The sequence below is a fragment of the Actinoplanes sp. NPDC049265 genome (genome assembly GCF_043197135.1).
Taxonomy (GTDB): Bacteria; Actinomycetota; Actinomycetes; order Mycobacteriales; family Micromonosporaceae; genus Actinoplanes.
This window is the reverse complement of the sequence record NZ_JBICSP010000005.1, coordinates 97958-111679: the sequence shown is the minus strand read 5'-3', so window position 1 is coordinate 111679 and position 13722 is coordinate 97958. Positions and strand designations below refer to the sequence as shown.

Here is a 13722-nt window from a genome sequence, read left to right as displayed (position 1 = left end):
ACCACACGTTTCGCCGGTGTTAAAAAGAAGCACGGCAGGGCGGGAGGTGCACGGATGAATGCGGACGAGCGGCAACACCAGATCGTTGCTCTCGCCCGGCGGCAGGGCGAGGTCGACGTGGCCAAACTCTCCGCCGAGCTGACCGTTTCGGCCGAGACCATCCGCCGCGACCTGCGCCGGCTGGAAAAGCACGGACTGCTGCGCCGCACACACGGCGGCGCCTATCCGGTCGAGACAGCCAAATTCGAGACCGATCTGGCCATGCGGACCACCCGCGGCGTACCCGAGAAAAGACGGATCGCCGCGGCCGCGGTGGGTCTGATCGGTGACGCCGAGACCATTTTCATCGACGAGGGCTTCACCCCCCAGCTGATCGCCGAGGCGCTGCCCATCGACCGGCCGCTGACCGTGGTGACCGCCTCGCTCAACACAGCCGCCTGGCTGTCCACCAACTCGCCGGTCACCGTGCTGCTGCTCGGCGGCCGGGTGCGGGGGCGCACCCTGGCCACCGTCGACCACTGGGCCAGCACGATGCTCTCCGGCTTCGTGCTCGACCTGGCGTTCGTCGGGGCCAACGGCATCTCCCGCGAGGTGGGGCTGACCACGCCCGATCCCGCGGTGGCCGACGTGAAGGCGCAAGCCGTTCGCGCGGCGCGGCGGCGCGTCTTCGCCGGCGTACACACCAAGTTCGGCGTCCGTACGTTCTGCCGGTTCGCCGAGATATCCGATTTCGAATCACTGGTCACGGACACCGGGTTGCCGGCGTCCGAGGCGCAACGTTATTCCCGGCTCGGGCCCCAGGTGCTCCGAGTTTAGTAATCCCGATTTTGCAATTGAGTGCGCATTTCGACGGAGGATCAACCGTGCAAAAAACAGGTAGGAAATTGTCGATCGCGCTGGCCGGAGCGTCGGCCGTCGCGCTCGTACTATCCGGCTGCTCGGGCGCCGGTTCCACCGGTGGCGGTGGCGAATCCGGGGGCGACAACACCATCACCGCGCTCATGGTCGGCAACCCGCAGATGGAGGACATCCAGAAGCTGACCGCCGACAACTTCACCAAGCAGACCGGCATCACCGTGAAGTTCACGATCCTGCCGGAGAACGAACTGCGCGACAAGGTGACCCAGGACGTGGCCAACCAGGGCGGTCAGTACGACGTCGCGACGGTCGGCGCGTACGAGGTGCCGATCTGGTCGAAGAACGGCTGGCTGCACGAACTCTCCACGCAGGCCGCCGCGGACAGCTCGTACGACCAGGCCGACCTGCTCAAGCCGATGGTGCAGTCGCTGACCGGCGAGGACGGCAAGATGTACGCCGCCCCGTTCTACGGCGAGTCGTCCTTCCTGATGTACAACAAGGACATGTTCGCCGCGGCGGGCATCACCATGCCGGAGAAGCCGACCTGGGCCCAGGTGGCCGAGTACGCGCAGAAGCTCAACAAGGACGGCGTGGCCGGCATCTGCCTGCGTGGTCTCCCCGGCTGGGGCGAGGTGTTCGCGCCGCTGACCACCGTGGTCAACACCTACGGCGGCACCTGGTTCGAGAAGGACTGGACGCCGAAGGTGAACGCGCCGGAGTTCAAGGAAGCCACCAACTTCTACGTGAACCTGGTCAAGAACTACGGTGAGAAGGGCGCTCCGCAGGCCGGCTTCACCGAGTGCCTCAACACGTTCAGCCAGGGCAAGTCGGCCATGTGGTACGACGCCACGTCGGCGGCCGGCACGCTGGAGGACCCGAGCGCGTCGAAGGTGGCGGGCAAGGTCGGTTACGCGTACGCCCCGGTCAACAAGACCGAGTACTCCGGCTGGCTGTGGACCTGGGCGTGGGCCATGCCCAAGACCACCAAGAAGGCCGATAACGCCTGGAAGTTCATCTCCTGGGCCACCGGTAAGGACTACGAGAAGCTGGTCGGCTCCAAGCTCGGCTGGTCCCGGGTCCCGTCCGGCAAGCGCACCTCGACCTACCAGATCCCGGAGTACAAGGACTCGGCCAAGGCGTTCGCCGACCTCACCCTGAAGTCGATCGAGAATGCCAACCCGCAGAACCCGGGCGTGCAGCCCCGGCCGGCCCTGGGCGTGCAGTTCGTCGGCATTCCCGAGTTCGCCGACCTCGGCACCAAGGTCTCTCAGGAGGTCAGCGCGTCGATGGCCGGCAGCAAGACGGTCGACCAGGCACTGAATGACGGTCAGAAGCTCGCCGAGGGCGTCGCGAGCAAGTACAAGTAGTGCCCCGCGGCGGCGCCGCCCTCCCTGGGGTGGCGCCGCCGTACCGACCGGAAGGCAAGCCCATGACCGACGTCATCACCCGGGCGGAAGAAAAGAAGGCCTCACCCCCGGCAGTACCCCCCAAGGGCGGTGCGAAGGAGCGGTGGTCGCGCCGCGCTCCGCTGCTGCCCGCTCTGATCTTCGCGATCATCATCACGCAGGTTCCGTTCCTGTTCACGATCTATTACTCGACCCTGAGCTGGAACGCGCTGCGGCCGGGCTCCAAAGACTTCGTCGGCGTCGAGAACTACGTCACCGTTCTGACCGACGACCGGCTGCGGTCCGCTCTGCTCAACACCGTGCTGCTCACTGCCGGCGCGGTCATCTTCTCGATGATCCTCGGCCTTGGCCTGGCCATCCTGATGGACCGCAAGTTCTTCGGCCGCGGCGTCGTGCGTACCCTGCTGATCACGCCGTTCCTGATCATGCCGGTGGCGGCCGCGCTGCTCTGGAAGCACGGCATCTTCAACCCCGACTACGGCCTGATCAACGGTCTGTTCGGCGGGGACACGGCGTGGACCACGTCCTTCCCGAAGACCGCGATCATCACCACGCTGGTCTGGCAGTGGACGCCGTTCATGATGCTGATCCTGCTGGCCGGCCTGCAGTCGCAGAGCAACGAGGTCCTCGAGGCGGCCCGGGTCGACGGCGCCGGATCGTGGCGGATCTTCACCACGATGACGCTGCCGCACCTGCGGCAGTACCTGGAGCTCGGTGCGCTGCTGGGCTCGATCTACCTGGTCAACACCTTCGACGCGATCTTCACGATCACCCAGGGCGGCCCGGGTACGGCCACCACCAACCTGCCCTACGAGATCTACCAGACCATCTTCAGCAAGTACGAGTACGGCGAGGCCAGCGCCGCCGGTGTCGTCGTCGTGATCCTGACGATCATCGTGGCCAACTTCGCCCTGCGGGTCATCTCCGGCCTGTTCAAGATGGAGGAGAGCCGATGACCGCGGTAGCCGTGACCACCCCGGCGGCACGCAAGCGCCGGCTGGGCAACTCGGTCTGGGGCGTGGTGGCCTGGATCGCCGGGATCATCTTCGTGTTCCCGGTCATCTGGATGGTGCTGACCGCGCTCAAGCAGTCCAAGGACGTCACCACCAACCCGCCGGTGTGGTTCTTCACCCCGACGTTCGAGCACTTCAGCAACGTCCTCGGCGGCAACATCACGCCGTTCCTGTTGAACTCGCTGATGGCCAGCGTCTTCTCCACCCTGCTGGTCGTCGTGCTGGCCACCCCGGCGGCGTACGCGCTGTCGCTGCGACCCGTACGCAAATGGACCGATGCCCTGTTCTTCTTCATCTCGACCAAGATGATGCCGCCGGTGGCCGCCGTGCTGCCGGTGTATCTGCTGACCGTGCAGATCGGCATGAAGGACAACATCTGGACGATGGTCATCCTTTACACGTCGATGAACCTGCCGCTGGCCATCTGGATGATGCGCTCGTTCCTCCTGGAGGTGCCCAAGGAGGTCCTCGAGGCCGGTGAGGTCGACGGCGCCGGGCTGATCACTTCGATCCGCAAGCTGATCCTGCCGATCGTCGCGCCCGGCCTGGCCGCCACCGCGCTGATCTGCTTCATCTTCACGTGGAACGAGTTCTTCCTGGCGGTCAACCTGACCGACACGGTCGCGTCGACCGCGCCGATCTACCTGCTCGGCTTCATCTCCGGCCGCGGCCCGTTCCTGGCCGACCTGTCCGCGGCGGCCACCCTGCTGTCGCTGCCGGTGCTGATCGCCGGCTGGGTGGCCCAGAACAAGCTGGTCCGCGGCCTTTCCATGGGAGCCGTCAAGTGAAGATGGGAGCCGTCAAGTGAAGGCAGCCGTCGTCGTCACGCCCGGCACGATCGAGATCCAGCAGCTTCCCGATCCCGCGCCCGGCCCCACCGACGTGGTGGTCAAGCCGGCCGCGGTCGGGATCTGCGGCACCGACCTGCACATCATGGAGGGCGAGTTTGCGCCCGCCTTCCCGATCGTGCCGGGCCACGAGTTCGCCGGCGAGATCGTCGCGGTCGGGTCCGAGGTCAGCGGGTACGCCGTCGGCGACCAGGTGGCCGTCGACCCGTCGCTCTACTGCGGGTATTGCTATTACTGCAAGCGGGCCCGCGGCAACCAGTGCGAGAACTGGGCGGCGATCGGGGTGACCGCCGGCGGCGGGGCGGCCGAGCTGGTCCTGGCGCCGATGGCCAACCTGTTCAAGCTCCCAGCTCACCTGGAGGCGCGGAACGCGGCCCTGATCGAGCCGCTGTCCTGCGCGGTCCGCGGCTTCGACGTGCTGCCGCGGAATGTGGCCGACAACTTCCTCATCTACGGCTCGGGCACGATGGGCCTGATGATGATGGAGCTGGCCAAGCGGGCCGGGGCGGCCACGGTGTCGATGGTCGACCTCAACCCGCAGCGGCTCGAGACGGCCACGCGGCTCGGCTGCACCGCCGCCGTGACCAGCGCCGACGAGCTCGACGCCCCGCGCGGCTGGGACATCGTCATCGACTGCACGGGGGTGGCCGCCGCGATCCGGGACGGCCTCACCCGGGTCGGCCGGGGCGGTACGTTCCTGCAGTTCGGGGTGGCCAACACCGGCACCAAGGTGGAGATCGAGCCGTACGAGATCTATCGGCGCGAGATCACCATCGCCGGTTCGATGGCCGTGCTGCACAGCTTCGACCGGGCCGGTGAGCTGATGGCGGCCGGCGTGCTCGACCCGGAGGTGTTCGTCAGCCACCGGTTCCCGCTGGCCGACTACGCGGCGGCCCTGGAGCAGTTCAAGAACGGCGTCGGCCGGAAGATCCTGATCGAGCCCTGACCCCTCCTCCCTCGCCGGCCGGCCCGTGGCGACCGGCGAGGGAAGAAAGTGTGCCCTGGCGTACCGGCCGCCGGTGGTGGGTCGAGGTGGTCTCGTACGGTATCGGCCGATGCTGTCGTACATTTTGGATCTGGTCGGGGTCTTCGCCTTCGGCAGCTATGGCGCCTATCGCGCGCTGCAGGCGCGGATGAACCTCTTCGGAGTCGTGGTCTGCGCCGGTGTGGTGGCGATGGGCGGCGGCACGGTCCGTGAGTTGATCCTGCACGGGACCCCGGTCTATCTGGTCGACTACTCCTACGTCGGGGTGGTGCTGCTCGCCGCGACCCTGGCCGTGGTGTTCTTCCGCCGGTTCGACCGGCTGGAATCGGGCCTGGTGGTGCTGGACGCCGTCGGGCTCGGCGCCTTCGCGCTGTTCGGTGCCATGCGGGCCGCCGACGCCGGGTTCGGCCTGGGCGGGATGCTGGTGGGCGGAACCCTGACCGCCGTCGGTGGTGGTGTCCTCAGCGATCTCCTGGTCGGCGAGCGTCCGAAGCTCTTCCACGGCGATCCGGCGATAGTGCCCACCGTGCTGACCGTGGTCGGCGCGTGGCTGCTCGGTGAGCATCGGGCCAGCCCGGTCGTGGTGGTGCTGCTCGTCGCCGGGGCCGCGCTGATCCGGGTGATCTCGGTGCGCCAGGGCTGGCGGGTGTGGACGCCGCACGGCCGGCCCGAGGTGCGGCCGTCGCCGGGTGCGGCCCGGCTGTCGCACGCGATCGAGTTTCCGCCGGATGATCCGATCTGGCACGAGAAGACCATGCGGCTGGAACGAAGATCATGATTGAACCGTGACTCATGCCATTCATCTCACTTTGAGTTAGGCATGCGTCACTACGGGTTGTCAAAGGCCGACTCGTAGGTCTCAATGGATCTATGCCCCCGCCCGCGACGCATCCCCTCGCCGCCGGTCGCCTCGGTGCGCCGGCACTGATCTTCGTCGCCCTCGCCGCCGCCACACCGCTCTCCGTCGTCACGACGACCATCCCCATCGCGTACGCCGGGAACGACGTCACCTTCGTACCCCTGCTCTTCCCGGCCGTCGCCCTTGTCCTGCTGCTCTTCGCGGTCGGCTACGCCGCCATGATCCGCCGCTCGCCCAACGCCGGCGCGCTCTACTCGTTCGTCGCCCGCGGCCTCGGCCGGCCCACCGGCATCGGGGCCGGCTGGCTGGCCCTGCTCTCCTACAACGCCCTGCAGATCGGCCTCTACGGCGCGGCCGGGCTGCTCGCAGCGCCGATGCTGGACAGCTGGTTCGGCCTGAGCGCCCCGTGGTGGACCGTCGCGGCCGGCTGCTGGCTCGTCGTCGCCCTCTGCGGCCTGCTCCGGGTCGAACTCGTCGGCGCGGTGCTGGCCCTGGTCGTGCTGGCCGAGGTCGCGGTGATCACCGGCTTCGGCGCGGCCAACCTGATCGATCCGGCCGGCGATCGGATCACCACCGACACGCTGGTGCCGGCCGGGGTCGTCGACCGCCCGGCGCTGGGGCTGCTCCTGGTGGTCGCCGCGTTCGGCTTCGTGGGTTTCGAGACGGCCGCGGCGTACGCGGAGGAAGCGTCCCGTCCCCGCCGATCCGTGGCCCGGGCGGCCGCGCTCTCGATCCTCGGCCTGACGCTCCTCTACGCCTTCTCGGCCTGGACCACCAGCGTCGCCGCCGGCCCGGACCGGATCGCCGCCCGCTCGCTGGACGGCGGCGAGCTGCTCTTCGAGCTGATCGGCGACCGCCTCGCCCCGTGGGCCGTCACGCTCGGTCGGGTCATGCTCCTGACCGGACTGATCGCGGCGATGATCTCGCTGCACCACACCATCGCGCGGTACTCGTTCGCCCTGGCCCGCGAGGGTGTTCTGCCGAACCGGCTGGGACGTACCGGTGCCCGGACCTCGGTGCCGTTCACCGCGTCGATCACGCAGAGTGTGGTCGCGTTGGTGGTGCTGAGCCTGTCGTACGTGGCCGGCTGGGAGCCGTACACCGAGCTCTATCCGTGGCTGACCACCGCCGGTGCGCTCGGCGTTCTGCTCCTGCTCCTCGGGGCCGCGCTGGCGACCATGCTCTTCCTCAACCGGGCGCCCAACCACGAGGGCGCGTGGCGTGCCTTCGTGGCCCCGGTGCTGGCCACGGTCCTGCTCGGCGCCCTGCTGTACCTGGCCGCGAGGAACCTTCCGGCGCTGCTGGGCGTCCCGTCCCGGCACTGGCTGGTGATCGCCGTTCCGGCCGCCTTCGCCCTGGTCCTCGGCTCCGGTGCGCTGTTCGGGCTCGCGCTCAAGACCCGGAGCCCGATCACGTACGCGGGGATCGGGCTGGGCGGGACGGCGGTGGTGGTGGCTCCGGCCGTACCCCAGCAGCGGTCTCCCGGCGCCCATCGACCCGAGCGGATCCAGAAGTCGGCCTGATGTTCTGTCGTACCCGCGAGCTACATTCGCCGGTGCTCGACAGGACGGGGGAGGGTCGATGGCGCGCGCCGGTGGGGTGTTCTGCGTTGAGGGTCAATGGGACGACGATCTGACCAGGCAAGGCTCGGTGCTGCCGCTGCTGGAGCTGCTCGAGCGCCTGGGCCGGATCCGGTTCATCCATCGCGACACCGCCACCCCGGATGAGCTCCACCACTACCTCGAAACCTGGCTGACCAGGCGGTACGCCACCTTCAAGGTCGGCTTCTTCGCCATGCACGGCAACCCGAGCCAGCTCTGCCTGAACAGCCGGCAGACGGTCGAACTGGACGAGGTGGCCGGCTGGATGTCGGGCAAGTGCGAGGGCAAGAAGCTCTACTTCGGTGCCTGTTCGATCCTCCGCGCGCCCAACGGCGATCTGCAGGAATTCCTGCACGAGACCGGCGCCACCATGCTCTGCGGCTACACCAAGCAGATCGACTGGATCGAGAGCGCGGCCCTCGAGACCCTGGTCCTCGACACTCTGGTCAACGGCGGCCGGGTCGACAGCCTGGAACGCCTGATGCGCTCGGCCCGCTGGCAGGCCCTGGCCGACCATCTCGGGTTCCGGGTGATCTATGCGAGTTGATCCGGCCGGCTGGCGGCCGCGGCCCACAATCAGCTGATGCCCTTCACGCTGAGCCATCCGGCGGTGATCCTGCCGCTGAGCCGCCGCCCGCTGGTCGCCTCGGCCCTGGTCGCCGGTGCGGTCGCCCCCGACCTGCCCTACCTGTTGCCGCAGGCCACCTCGGCGGCGTGGGGGCCGTACGGCGACTACAACCTGACCTACACCCACGAGTTCGGCACCGGGATGGTCGCCGGGACGATCGGGGCTCTGGTCCTGCTCGCTCTGTTCCACCACGTGCTCGCGAGACCGCTGATCGCCCTGCTGCCGGGGGGCGCGGCCGGGCGGCTGGCCGACCCGGCGACCCGGTTCCCCTGGTCGGGGCCGGCGCGGGTCGCCTGGATCACCCTGTCGGCGGCGGTCGGCGTGCTCAGTCACCTGCTCTGGGACGCCGTGGTGCATGAGAACGGCTCCGGGTCGTGGTCGCCGCTCCCGGGCTCGCCGCGGGTCGCCGACGCCCTGTGGTGGGTCAGCACGCTGGCCGGGGCGCTGGTCCTGGCCGGCCGGCTGCTCTGGTGGTGGCGTCACCAGCCGGACCGCCCGGAGCGGCCCGGCATCGCACTCGGGCCGGTCGCACGCCGGTGGAGCATCGCGGCGATCATGGCCGCCGGTGTCGTCGCCGCCGTGGTGCGACCGGCGCGTCACGGCTACAGCGTTCTCGACGCGGTCCACTCGGCGGTCGTGCTGCGTCTGGTCGTGACCGGCGCGATGACCGGCGTCGCCGTCGGAGTGCTGGTCTACAGCGTGGTGTGGCTCAGGTCACACCCGCGTGAGAACCGGTAGCGCGGCCCGGTCGTCCTTCTGAGCATGAACGCCAATCATTCCCAGACCGGGGCCGGCCGATGATGCGCGTCGTCGGAGTCGAGCTGCGCCGCTCGGCCGCGCCCGCCACGGCCGTCGCCCTGCTGGTGATCGGTACGGTGCTGATGTTCTTCGCCGAGGGCATCGGGTTCGCCGCCGGGCGGATGCAGATCGCCATGACCCAGCGGCTCTACCTCGCCATCCTCTGGCCGCTGGCGCTGGCCGCGGGCGCCTGGCAGACCCGCCGCGAGTCGCGCTCCAAGGTGGCCGAGCTGTTCGCCACCACGCCCCGCCCCCGGATGCAACGGGTGGTGCCGACGATCAGCGCGATGGCCGTGGCGGTGGTGTGCGGCTACCTGGCCATGAGCGTCGCCCCGCTGCTGTGGATCGCCGGCACCGCGCGATACCTGCCGATGGCGTTCTTCGTCGTCACCGCGGTCGGTGTGCTGGCACTGATCGCGGCGGTCTGGCTCGGCCAGGCGGTCGGGCGGCTGCTGCCCTGGCCGGTGACGCCGCCGCTGCTCGCCGTGGCCGGCCTCGCGTTCCTGTTGCTGATCCCCGGCTGGACCCGGCCGCGCGGATGGCTGGCCCTGGTCTTCTCGCCGATCTACGAGATGAACATGCCGGACGCCTACGCGACAGTGCCCGGCCGGGCCAGCGCCGCGCAGGCCATCTGGCTGGGCGCGCTCGCCGTCGCCGCCCTGATGCTGCTGGTCGGCGACTGGCGGCTGCGTACCGCCGCGCTGCTGCCCGCGGTGCTGGGCGCCGTCCTGGCCATCGGCGTCATGCCGCACCAGAGCCGGGTGGTCATCGGCGCGGTCGACCGGGCCGCGAAGGAGTTGGTGTGCGCCGACGGCGAGCCGGTCGTCTGTGTCAGCCGGGTCCATGCGGGGTTGCTGCCCGAGGTCGCCACCCGGGCCCGCGCGGGCCTGGCGATCGTGGCCAAGATGCCCGGTGCGCCGACCCGGGTACACGAGGACACCACCACCTATTACCCCGACGTCTATCCGGAGTGGCATGACGACGTAGCCCTCCTGAGCATCGACGTCGGCCCGGACGGTCACCTCAGAGACACCGCCGATGTGGCCGCGGACGTGGCGGTCGCGGCCTTCGCCAGCCCGCCCGCATGCGAGAAGTCCGTGTCCTTCCGGGAGAGGCTGGCCGCCGCCTACTGGCTCGTCGGCCGCGAGCCGAAGCCCGACCCCGAGGTCGTCGGTGCCGACCCCGCGCCGTTCACCGAGGCCGCGAACCTGCTGCGGGACCTGCGGCAGTTGCCCGCCGGCGACGCGATGGCCCGGGTCGCGAAGCTGCGCCAGGCCGCGATCACCTGCTCGGCCGAGGACGGCATGCTGACCCGGGGCGCGCGGTGAGGTGGGCCGGCCTCTACCTGCGCTCCCGGCACGTCCCCGCGGCACTGGTGATGGCGATCGGCGGCGTGGTGCTGATGTGGTCGCTGTGGTCGATCTTCTCCAACAGCCGTGACGTAGGACTGCCGATGGTCATCCTGACCGTGCTGGTCGTGGTGGCCGCCCTGACCACCACGCTCGGCGGTCCCGACACGGCCCTGGAGCTGACCGGCTCGTTGCCGGTGTTCCTGCGCCGGGCCGCGCATCTGTTGGTGGCGTTCCTCGTCGTGGTGCTGCCGTTGCTGATCACGCTGGCCACCGAGGCCCGCTTCGGGCCGGCCGGGCTGGTCGTGCGGGACGCGGCCGGACTGCTCGGGCTGACCGCCCTGGGCGCCGCCGCGATCGGCCCGGCGCGGGCGTGGTTCCTGCCGCTGGGGTGGACCCTGGCCGCGGTGATGTTCCCCCACGCGGAGCCCCTCCTCGGCCGGGTGCTGACCTGGCCGGCGCAGGCGCCGGAGAGCACTGCCGCGGCCGTCACGGCCGGGGTGCTGGCGGCGGCCGGGCTGATCGCGTACGCGGTGGCCGGCCCGGCCAAGCGCGCCGCCGCCGATCGCTGATCCTTATCCGGGGCCGTCCGCCCGGATGCCGTTCACCAGCAACTCGATGTAGCGGTTGGCCCGCATGTCCCAGTCGTCGATGGCGGGCAGGGGGCGGGCCAGGACCGCGGACGTGACGATCACGTCCTCCGGACTGAGGTCGGGGCGGATCTCACCCGCGGCCTTCCCGCGGTCGAGCAGCACCTGTAGGACGCCGCGGATCTCGCCCTGCAGCTCGCGGATGGCCGCGGTGAAGATCAGCGGGCCCCCCTGCAGCGGCAGGATGAAGCGGTCGCGGTCGCGCACGATGCCGGCCAGGTAGTCGCGGATCGCCTCGCCGGCCGGGCCCGGGTGGGCGGCGGCCGCCCGGGCGTGGCTGAGGGCCATGGTGAACGACCGGTGCACCATCGCGCCCATCAGGTCCTCGCGGGTGGGGAAGTGCCGGTAGACGGTGCCCACACCGACGCCGGCGAGGCCGGCGATGTCGGCCATCGGCACCTTTTCGCCCTCGCGCCGGACCAGATCGGTGGCGGCGTCGAGCACCCGTTCGCGGTTGAGGGCCGCGTCCCGGCGGGGCTGGCGTGCGCTGCGCTCTGGCACGCGAGTGATGATGGCACAAATGGTCGGACGATCTTGCCATTGCGCCAGCTCAAAGCGGACGGTATCGTCCGCTACAACCGATTGCAAGGCTGTCACTGGCTCGAGCTCAGCCCCATGATGCCGACGAAACCAACCGGATCGTGGCGCTCGGCCCCAGCGGCGAGACAAGCGTCACGAACACTGGTTGCTTCGAAATTGAAGCAGTACCTTCAGTTGAAGAGATGCTTCATCTTCGAAGCACCTACATCTCCAGAGGCGAGGCTCTCCGATGAAGGCAGTGCGTTTCCACGAGTACGGCGGCCCCGACGTCCTGCGCTACGAGGACGTGGAGCAACCCGTCCCCGGCGCCGGGCAGGTACGCGTCCGGGTCGCCGCGACGTCGTTCAACGGCGTCGACGCGAACATCCGCGCCGGCAACATGCGCGGTCCGATCCCGGTGGAGCTGCCGCACACGCCCGGCTTCGACCTGGCCGGCACGGTCGATGCGCTCGGCGAGGGCGTGACCGCGGTCGCGGTCGGCGACCGGGTGGTCGGGTTCCTGCCGATGACCGGGGTCGGCGCGTCCGCCGAGTACGTCATCGCCTCGGCCGACATCCTGGCCGCGGCACCGACGAGCGTGCCGCTGGCCGACGCCGCCGCCCTTCCGGTGGTGGGCCTCACCGCCTGGCAGGCACTGTTCGAGCACGCCGAGCTCACGGCCGGCCAGCGGGTGCTGGTCAACGGGGCCGGTGGCGCCGTCGGTGGGTACGCCGTGCAACTGGCCAAGGACGTCGGAGCGTACGTGATCGCCACGGCCAGCCCCCGCAGCGCGGACGCGGTCAAGGCGGCGGGCGCCGACGAGGTCCTCGACCACACCACCACCGACGTGGTCGCGGCGGTGACCGAGCCGGTCGACGTCGTGCTCAACCTGGCGCCGGTCGACCCGGCCGTGCTGAACCAGCTGGCCGGCCTGATCCGGCCGGGCGGGGTGCTGGTGAACACGACGGTGTGGATGCCGGCCCCCTCGGACGCCGAGCGCGGCGTACGCGGCATCGACCTGTTCGTCCGCAGCGACGCCGGGCAGCTGGGCCGGCTGGTCGAGCTGGTCGACCGGGGCGAGCTGCGGATCGACGTCGGGCAGCGGGTGCCGCTGGCCGAGCTGGCGACGGTCCACGCCCGGATCGGCGCGGGCGAGACGCTCGGCAAGGTCGTCGTCGTGGCCCCGGCGGCCTGACGGCCGGACCCGACTCGGCGGAAAGAGTTCGTTCATGCCCGGCCGCGACGGTGCGTCGAGTCCGTTCGGCGTCGCGCTGCGCGGCTGGCGTGAACGCGCCGACCCGGTGCGGTTCGGCCTGCCGGTGCACCGTCGCCGCCGGGTTCCCGGGCTGAGCCGCACCGAGCTGGCCCGGCTGTCCGGCTTGTCGGTCGACTACGTGAAGCTGCTCGAGCAGGGGCGCGGCTCCACGCCGTCGGCCCAGGTCGTCTCCGCGCTGGCCCGGGCCCTGCGGCTGTCGTCGTGGGAGCGTGAGTACCTGTTCCGGTGCGCCGGCCAGCTGCCGCCACGGGGTGATGTGCCCCTCGAGGTCGATCCGGCGGTGGAACGGATCGTCGCGGGGCTGTCCGACCGGCCGGCGTTGATCGTGGCCCCGGACTGGACGGTCCTGGGCTGGAACGACATGTGGGTCGCGGCGGCCGGTGATCCGGCGAAATACGACTGGCCCTTCGACAACCTGATCGCGGCGGTGTTCCTGAACTCCGACGGCCGCACCGTCGAGGAGATCGGACCGTGGCCGGTCCGGGTCGGCGAGGGGCCCGCCGCGACGGAGACCGCGCTGGTCGGGGACCTCCGGTTCGCGGCCGCCACCTATCCCGCCGACCGGCGGCTGGCCGCGATGATCGAGCGCATGCTGGCCGGTCCGCGGTTCGCCGAGCTCTGGCGGACCGGCACCGGCAACGGGCGCGGCGGCCGGCCCGGCCGGATCGAGCACCCGGTGGCCGGGGAGATCCGGGTCGAGGGCGAGGTGATGATGGCGCCCGGGTCGGACCAGCGGATCCAGACGCTGATCCCGCCGCCGCGCACCCCGGACGCCGCCCGTTTCGACCTCCTGCGGCGGGACATCCGGCCCGCCGGTGCGCGCCGCGTCCACCGCATGCGTCCGCGGGAGGCGGGTGACCCGGGCACCAATTGAGGACGCCGTGAACCAGCAACCCTCGCCTTTCGTCGTAGGAGGGGTCGAAAGCGGCGGC

Annotated in this window: 14 protein-coding genes; 13 read left to right on the top strand and 1 reads right to left on the bottom strand. The window is 70.3% G+C overall.

The genetic code is table 11. The features are described 5' to 3' along the window. The first annotated feature begins 54 nt into the window (after positions 1-54). From ACGFIO_RS15075 to ACGFIO_RS15025, 11 genes are all read left to right on the top strand, one after another. Positions 55-816: a DeoR/GlpR family DNA-binding transcription regulator gene (locus ACGFIO_RS15075; RefSeq protein ID WP_392826607.1), complete on the top strand. Its 762-nt coding sequence runs from the start codon at positions 55-57 to the stop codon at positions 814-816. A 68-nt stretch (positions 817-884) separates the two neighbouring features. Continuing rightward, on the top strand, positions 885-2225 hold the full coding sequence (locus ACGFIO_RS15070) for an ABC transporter substrate-binding protein (protein WP_392826605.1): 1341 nt from the start codon (positions 885-887) through the stop codon (positions 2223-2225). Between the two features lie 62 nt (positions 2226-2287). Then, on the top strand, positions 2288-3220 hold the full coding sequence (locus ACGFIO_RS15065; RefSeq protein WP_392826603.1) for a carbohydrate ABC transporter permease: 933 nt from the start codon (positions 2288-2290) through the stop codon (positions 3218-3220). Continuing rightward, positions 3217-4065, top strand: a complete 849-nt coding sequence (locus ACGFIO_RS15060) for a carbohydrate ABC transporter permease (RefSeq protein WP_392826601.1) — start codon at positions 3217-3219, stop codon at positions 4063-4065. The genes ACGFIO_RS15065 and ACGFIO_RS15060 overlap by 4 nt, the downstream gene beginning before the upstream one ends. 16 nt (positions 4066-4081) lie before the next feature. After that, positions 4082-5071, top strand: a complete 990-nt coding sequence (locus ACGFIO_RS15055) for a zinc-dependent alcohol dehydrogenase family protein (protein ID WP_392826600.1) — start codon at positions 4082-4084, stop codon at positions 5069-5071. 109 nt (positions 5072-5180) lie between these two features. Beyond that, positions 5181-5888: a trimeric intracellular cation channel family protein gene (locus ACGFIO_RS15050; RefSeq protein WP_392826599.1), complete on the top strand. Its 708-nt coding sequence runs from the start codon at positions 5181-5183 to the stop codon at positions 5886-5888. 92 nt (positions 5889-5980) lie between these two features. Further along, positions 5981-7492, top strand: a complete 1512-nt coding sequence (locus ACGFIO_RS15045; RefSeq protein ID WP_392826597.1) for an APC family permease — start codon at positions 5981-5983, stop codon at positions 7490-7492. A gap of 58 nt (positions 7493-7550) precedes the next feature. Beyond that, entirely contained in the window at positions 7551-8117 is a 567-nt protein-coding gene (locus ACGFIO_RS15040; RefSeq protein ID WP_392826595.1) for a DUF6642 family protein, read from the top strand. Between the two features lie 36 nt (positions 8118-8153). Further along, on the top strand, positions 8154-8936 hold the full coding sequence (locus ACGFIO_RS15035) for a DUF4184 family protein (RefSeq protein WP_392826593.1): 783 nt from the start codon (positions 8154-8156) through the stop codon (positions 8934-8936). A gap of 59 nt (positions 8937-8995) precedes the next feature. Then, positions 8996-10324, top strand: a complete 1329-nt coding sequence (locus ACGFIO_RS15030) for a hypothetical protein (RefSeq protein WP_392826591.1) — start codon at positions 8996-8998, stop codon at positions 10322-10324. Next, complete coding sequence (locus ACGFIO_RS15025) at positions 10321-10917, top strand: hypothetical protein (RefSeq protein WP_392826589.1); 597 nt, start codon at positions 10321-10323, stop codon at positions 10915-10917. The genes ACGFIO_RS15030 and ACGFIO_RS15025 overlap by 4 nt, the downstream gene beginning before the upstream one ends. A 3-nt stretch (positions 10918-10920) precedes the next feature. Here ACGFIO_RS15025 and ACGFIO_RS15020 read toward each other — a convergent pair whose 3' ends face one another. Next, positions 10921-11496 carry a TetR/AcrR family transcriptional regulator gene (locus ACGFIO_RS15020; protein ID WP_392826587.1) on the bottom strand — a complete coding sequence of 192 codons (576 nt, stop codon included), beginning with the start codon at positions 11494-11496 and terminating at the stop codon, positions 10921-10923. A 268-nt stretch (positions 11497-11764) separates the two neighbouring features. Here ACGFIO_RS15020 and ACGFIO_RS15015 point away from each other — a divergent pair, with 268 nt between their 5' ends. After that, complete coding sequence (locus ACGFIO_RS15015) at positions 11765-12709, top strand: NADP-dependent oxidoreductase (protein ID WP_392826585.1); 945 nt, start codon at positions 11765-11767, stop codon at positions 12707-12709. 34 nt (positions 12710-12743) lie between these two features. Beyond that, complete coding sequence (locus ACGFIO_RS15010; protein WP_392826584.1) at positions 12744-13664, top strand: helix-turn-helix domain-containing protein; 921 nt, start codon at positions 12744-12746, stop codon at positions 13662-13664. Positions 13665-13722: the final 58 nt, after the last annotated feature.

Excerpts from the sequence above, each read along its gene's own strand:
- ACGFIO_RS15040 (WP_392826595.1), top strand. The coding sequence starts at position 7,551 with ATGGCGCGCGCCGGTGGGGTGTTCTGCGTTGAGGGTCAATGGGACGAC.
- ACGFIO_RS15010 (WP_392826584.1), top strand. The coding sequence starts at position 12,744 with ATGCCCGGCCGCGACGGTGCGTCGAGTCCGTTCGGCGTCGCGCTGCGC.
- ACGFIO_RS15035 (WP_392826593.1), top strand. The coding sequence starts at position 8,154 with ATGCCCTTCACGCTGAGCCATCCGGCGGTGATCCTGCCGCTGAGCCGC.
- ACGFIO_RS15045 (WP_392826597.1), top strand. The coding sequence starts at position 5,981 with ATGCCCCCGCCCGCGACGCATCCCCTCGCCGCCGGTCGCCTCGGTGCG.
- ACGFIO_RS15050 (WP_392826599.1), top strand. The coding sequence starts at position 5,181 with ATGCTGTCGTACATTTTGGATCTGGTCGGGGTCTTCGCCTTCGGCAGC.
- ACGFIO_RS15030 (WP_392826591.1), top strand. The coding sequence starts at position 8,996 with ATGATGCGCGTCGTCGGAGTCGAGCTGCGCCGCTCGGCCGCGCCCGCC.
- ACGFIO_RS15015 (WP_392826585.1), top strand. The coding sequence starts at position 11,765 with ATGAAGGCAGTGCGTTTCCACGAGTACGGCGGCCCCGACGTCCTGCGC.
- ACGFIO_RS15075 (WP_392826607.1), top strand. The coding sequence starts at position 55 with ATGAATGCGGACGAGCGGCAACACCAGATCGTTGCTCTCGCCCGGCGG.
- ACGFIO_RS15065 (WP_392826603.1), top strand. The coding sequence starts at position 2,288 with ATGACCGACGTCATCACCCGGGCGGAAGAAAAGAAGGCCTCACCCCCG.
- ACGFIO_RS15060 (WP_392826601.1), top strand. The coding sequence starts at position 3,217 with ATGACCGCGGTAGCCGTGACCACCCCGGCGGCACGCAAGCGCCGGCTG.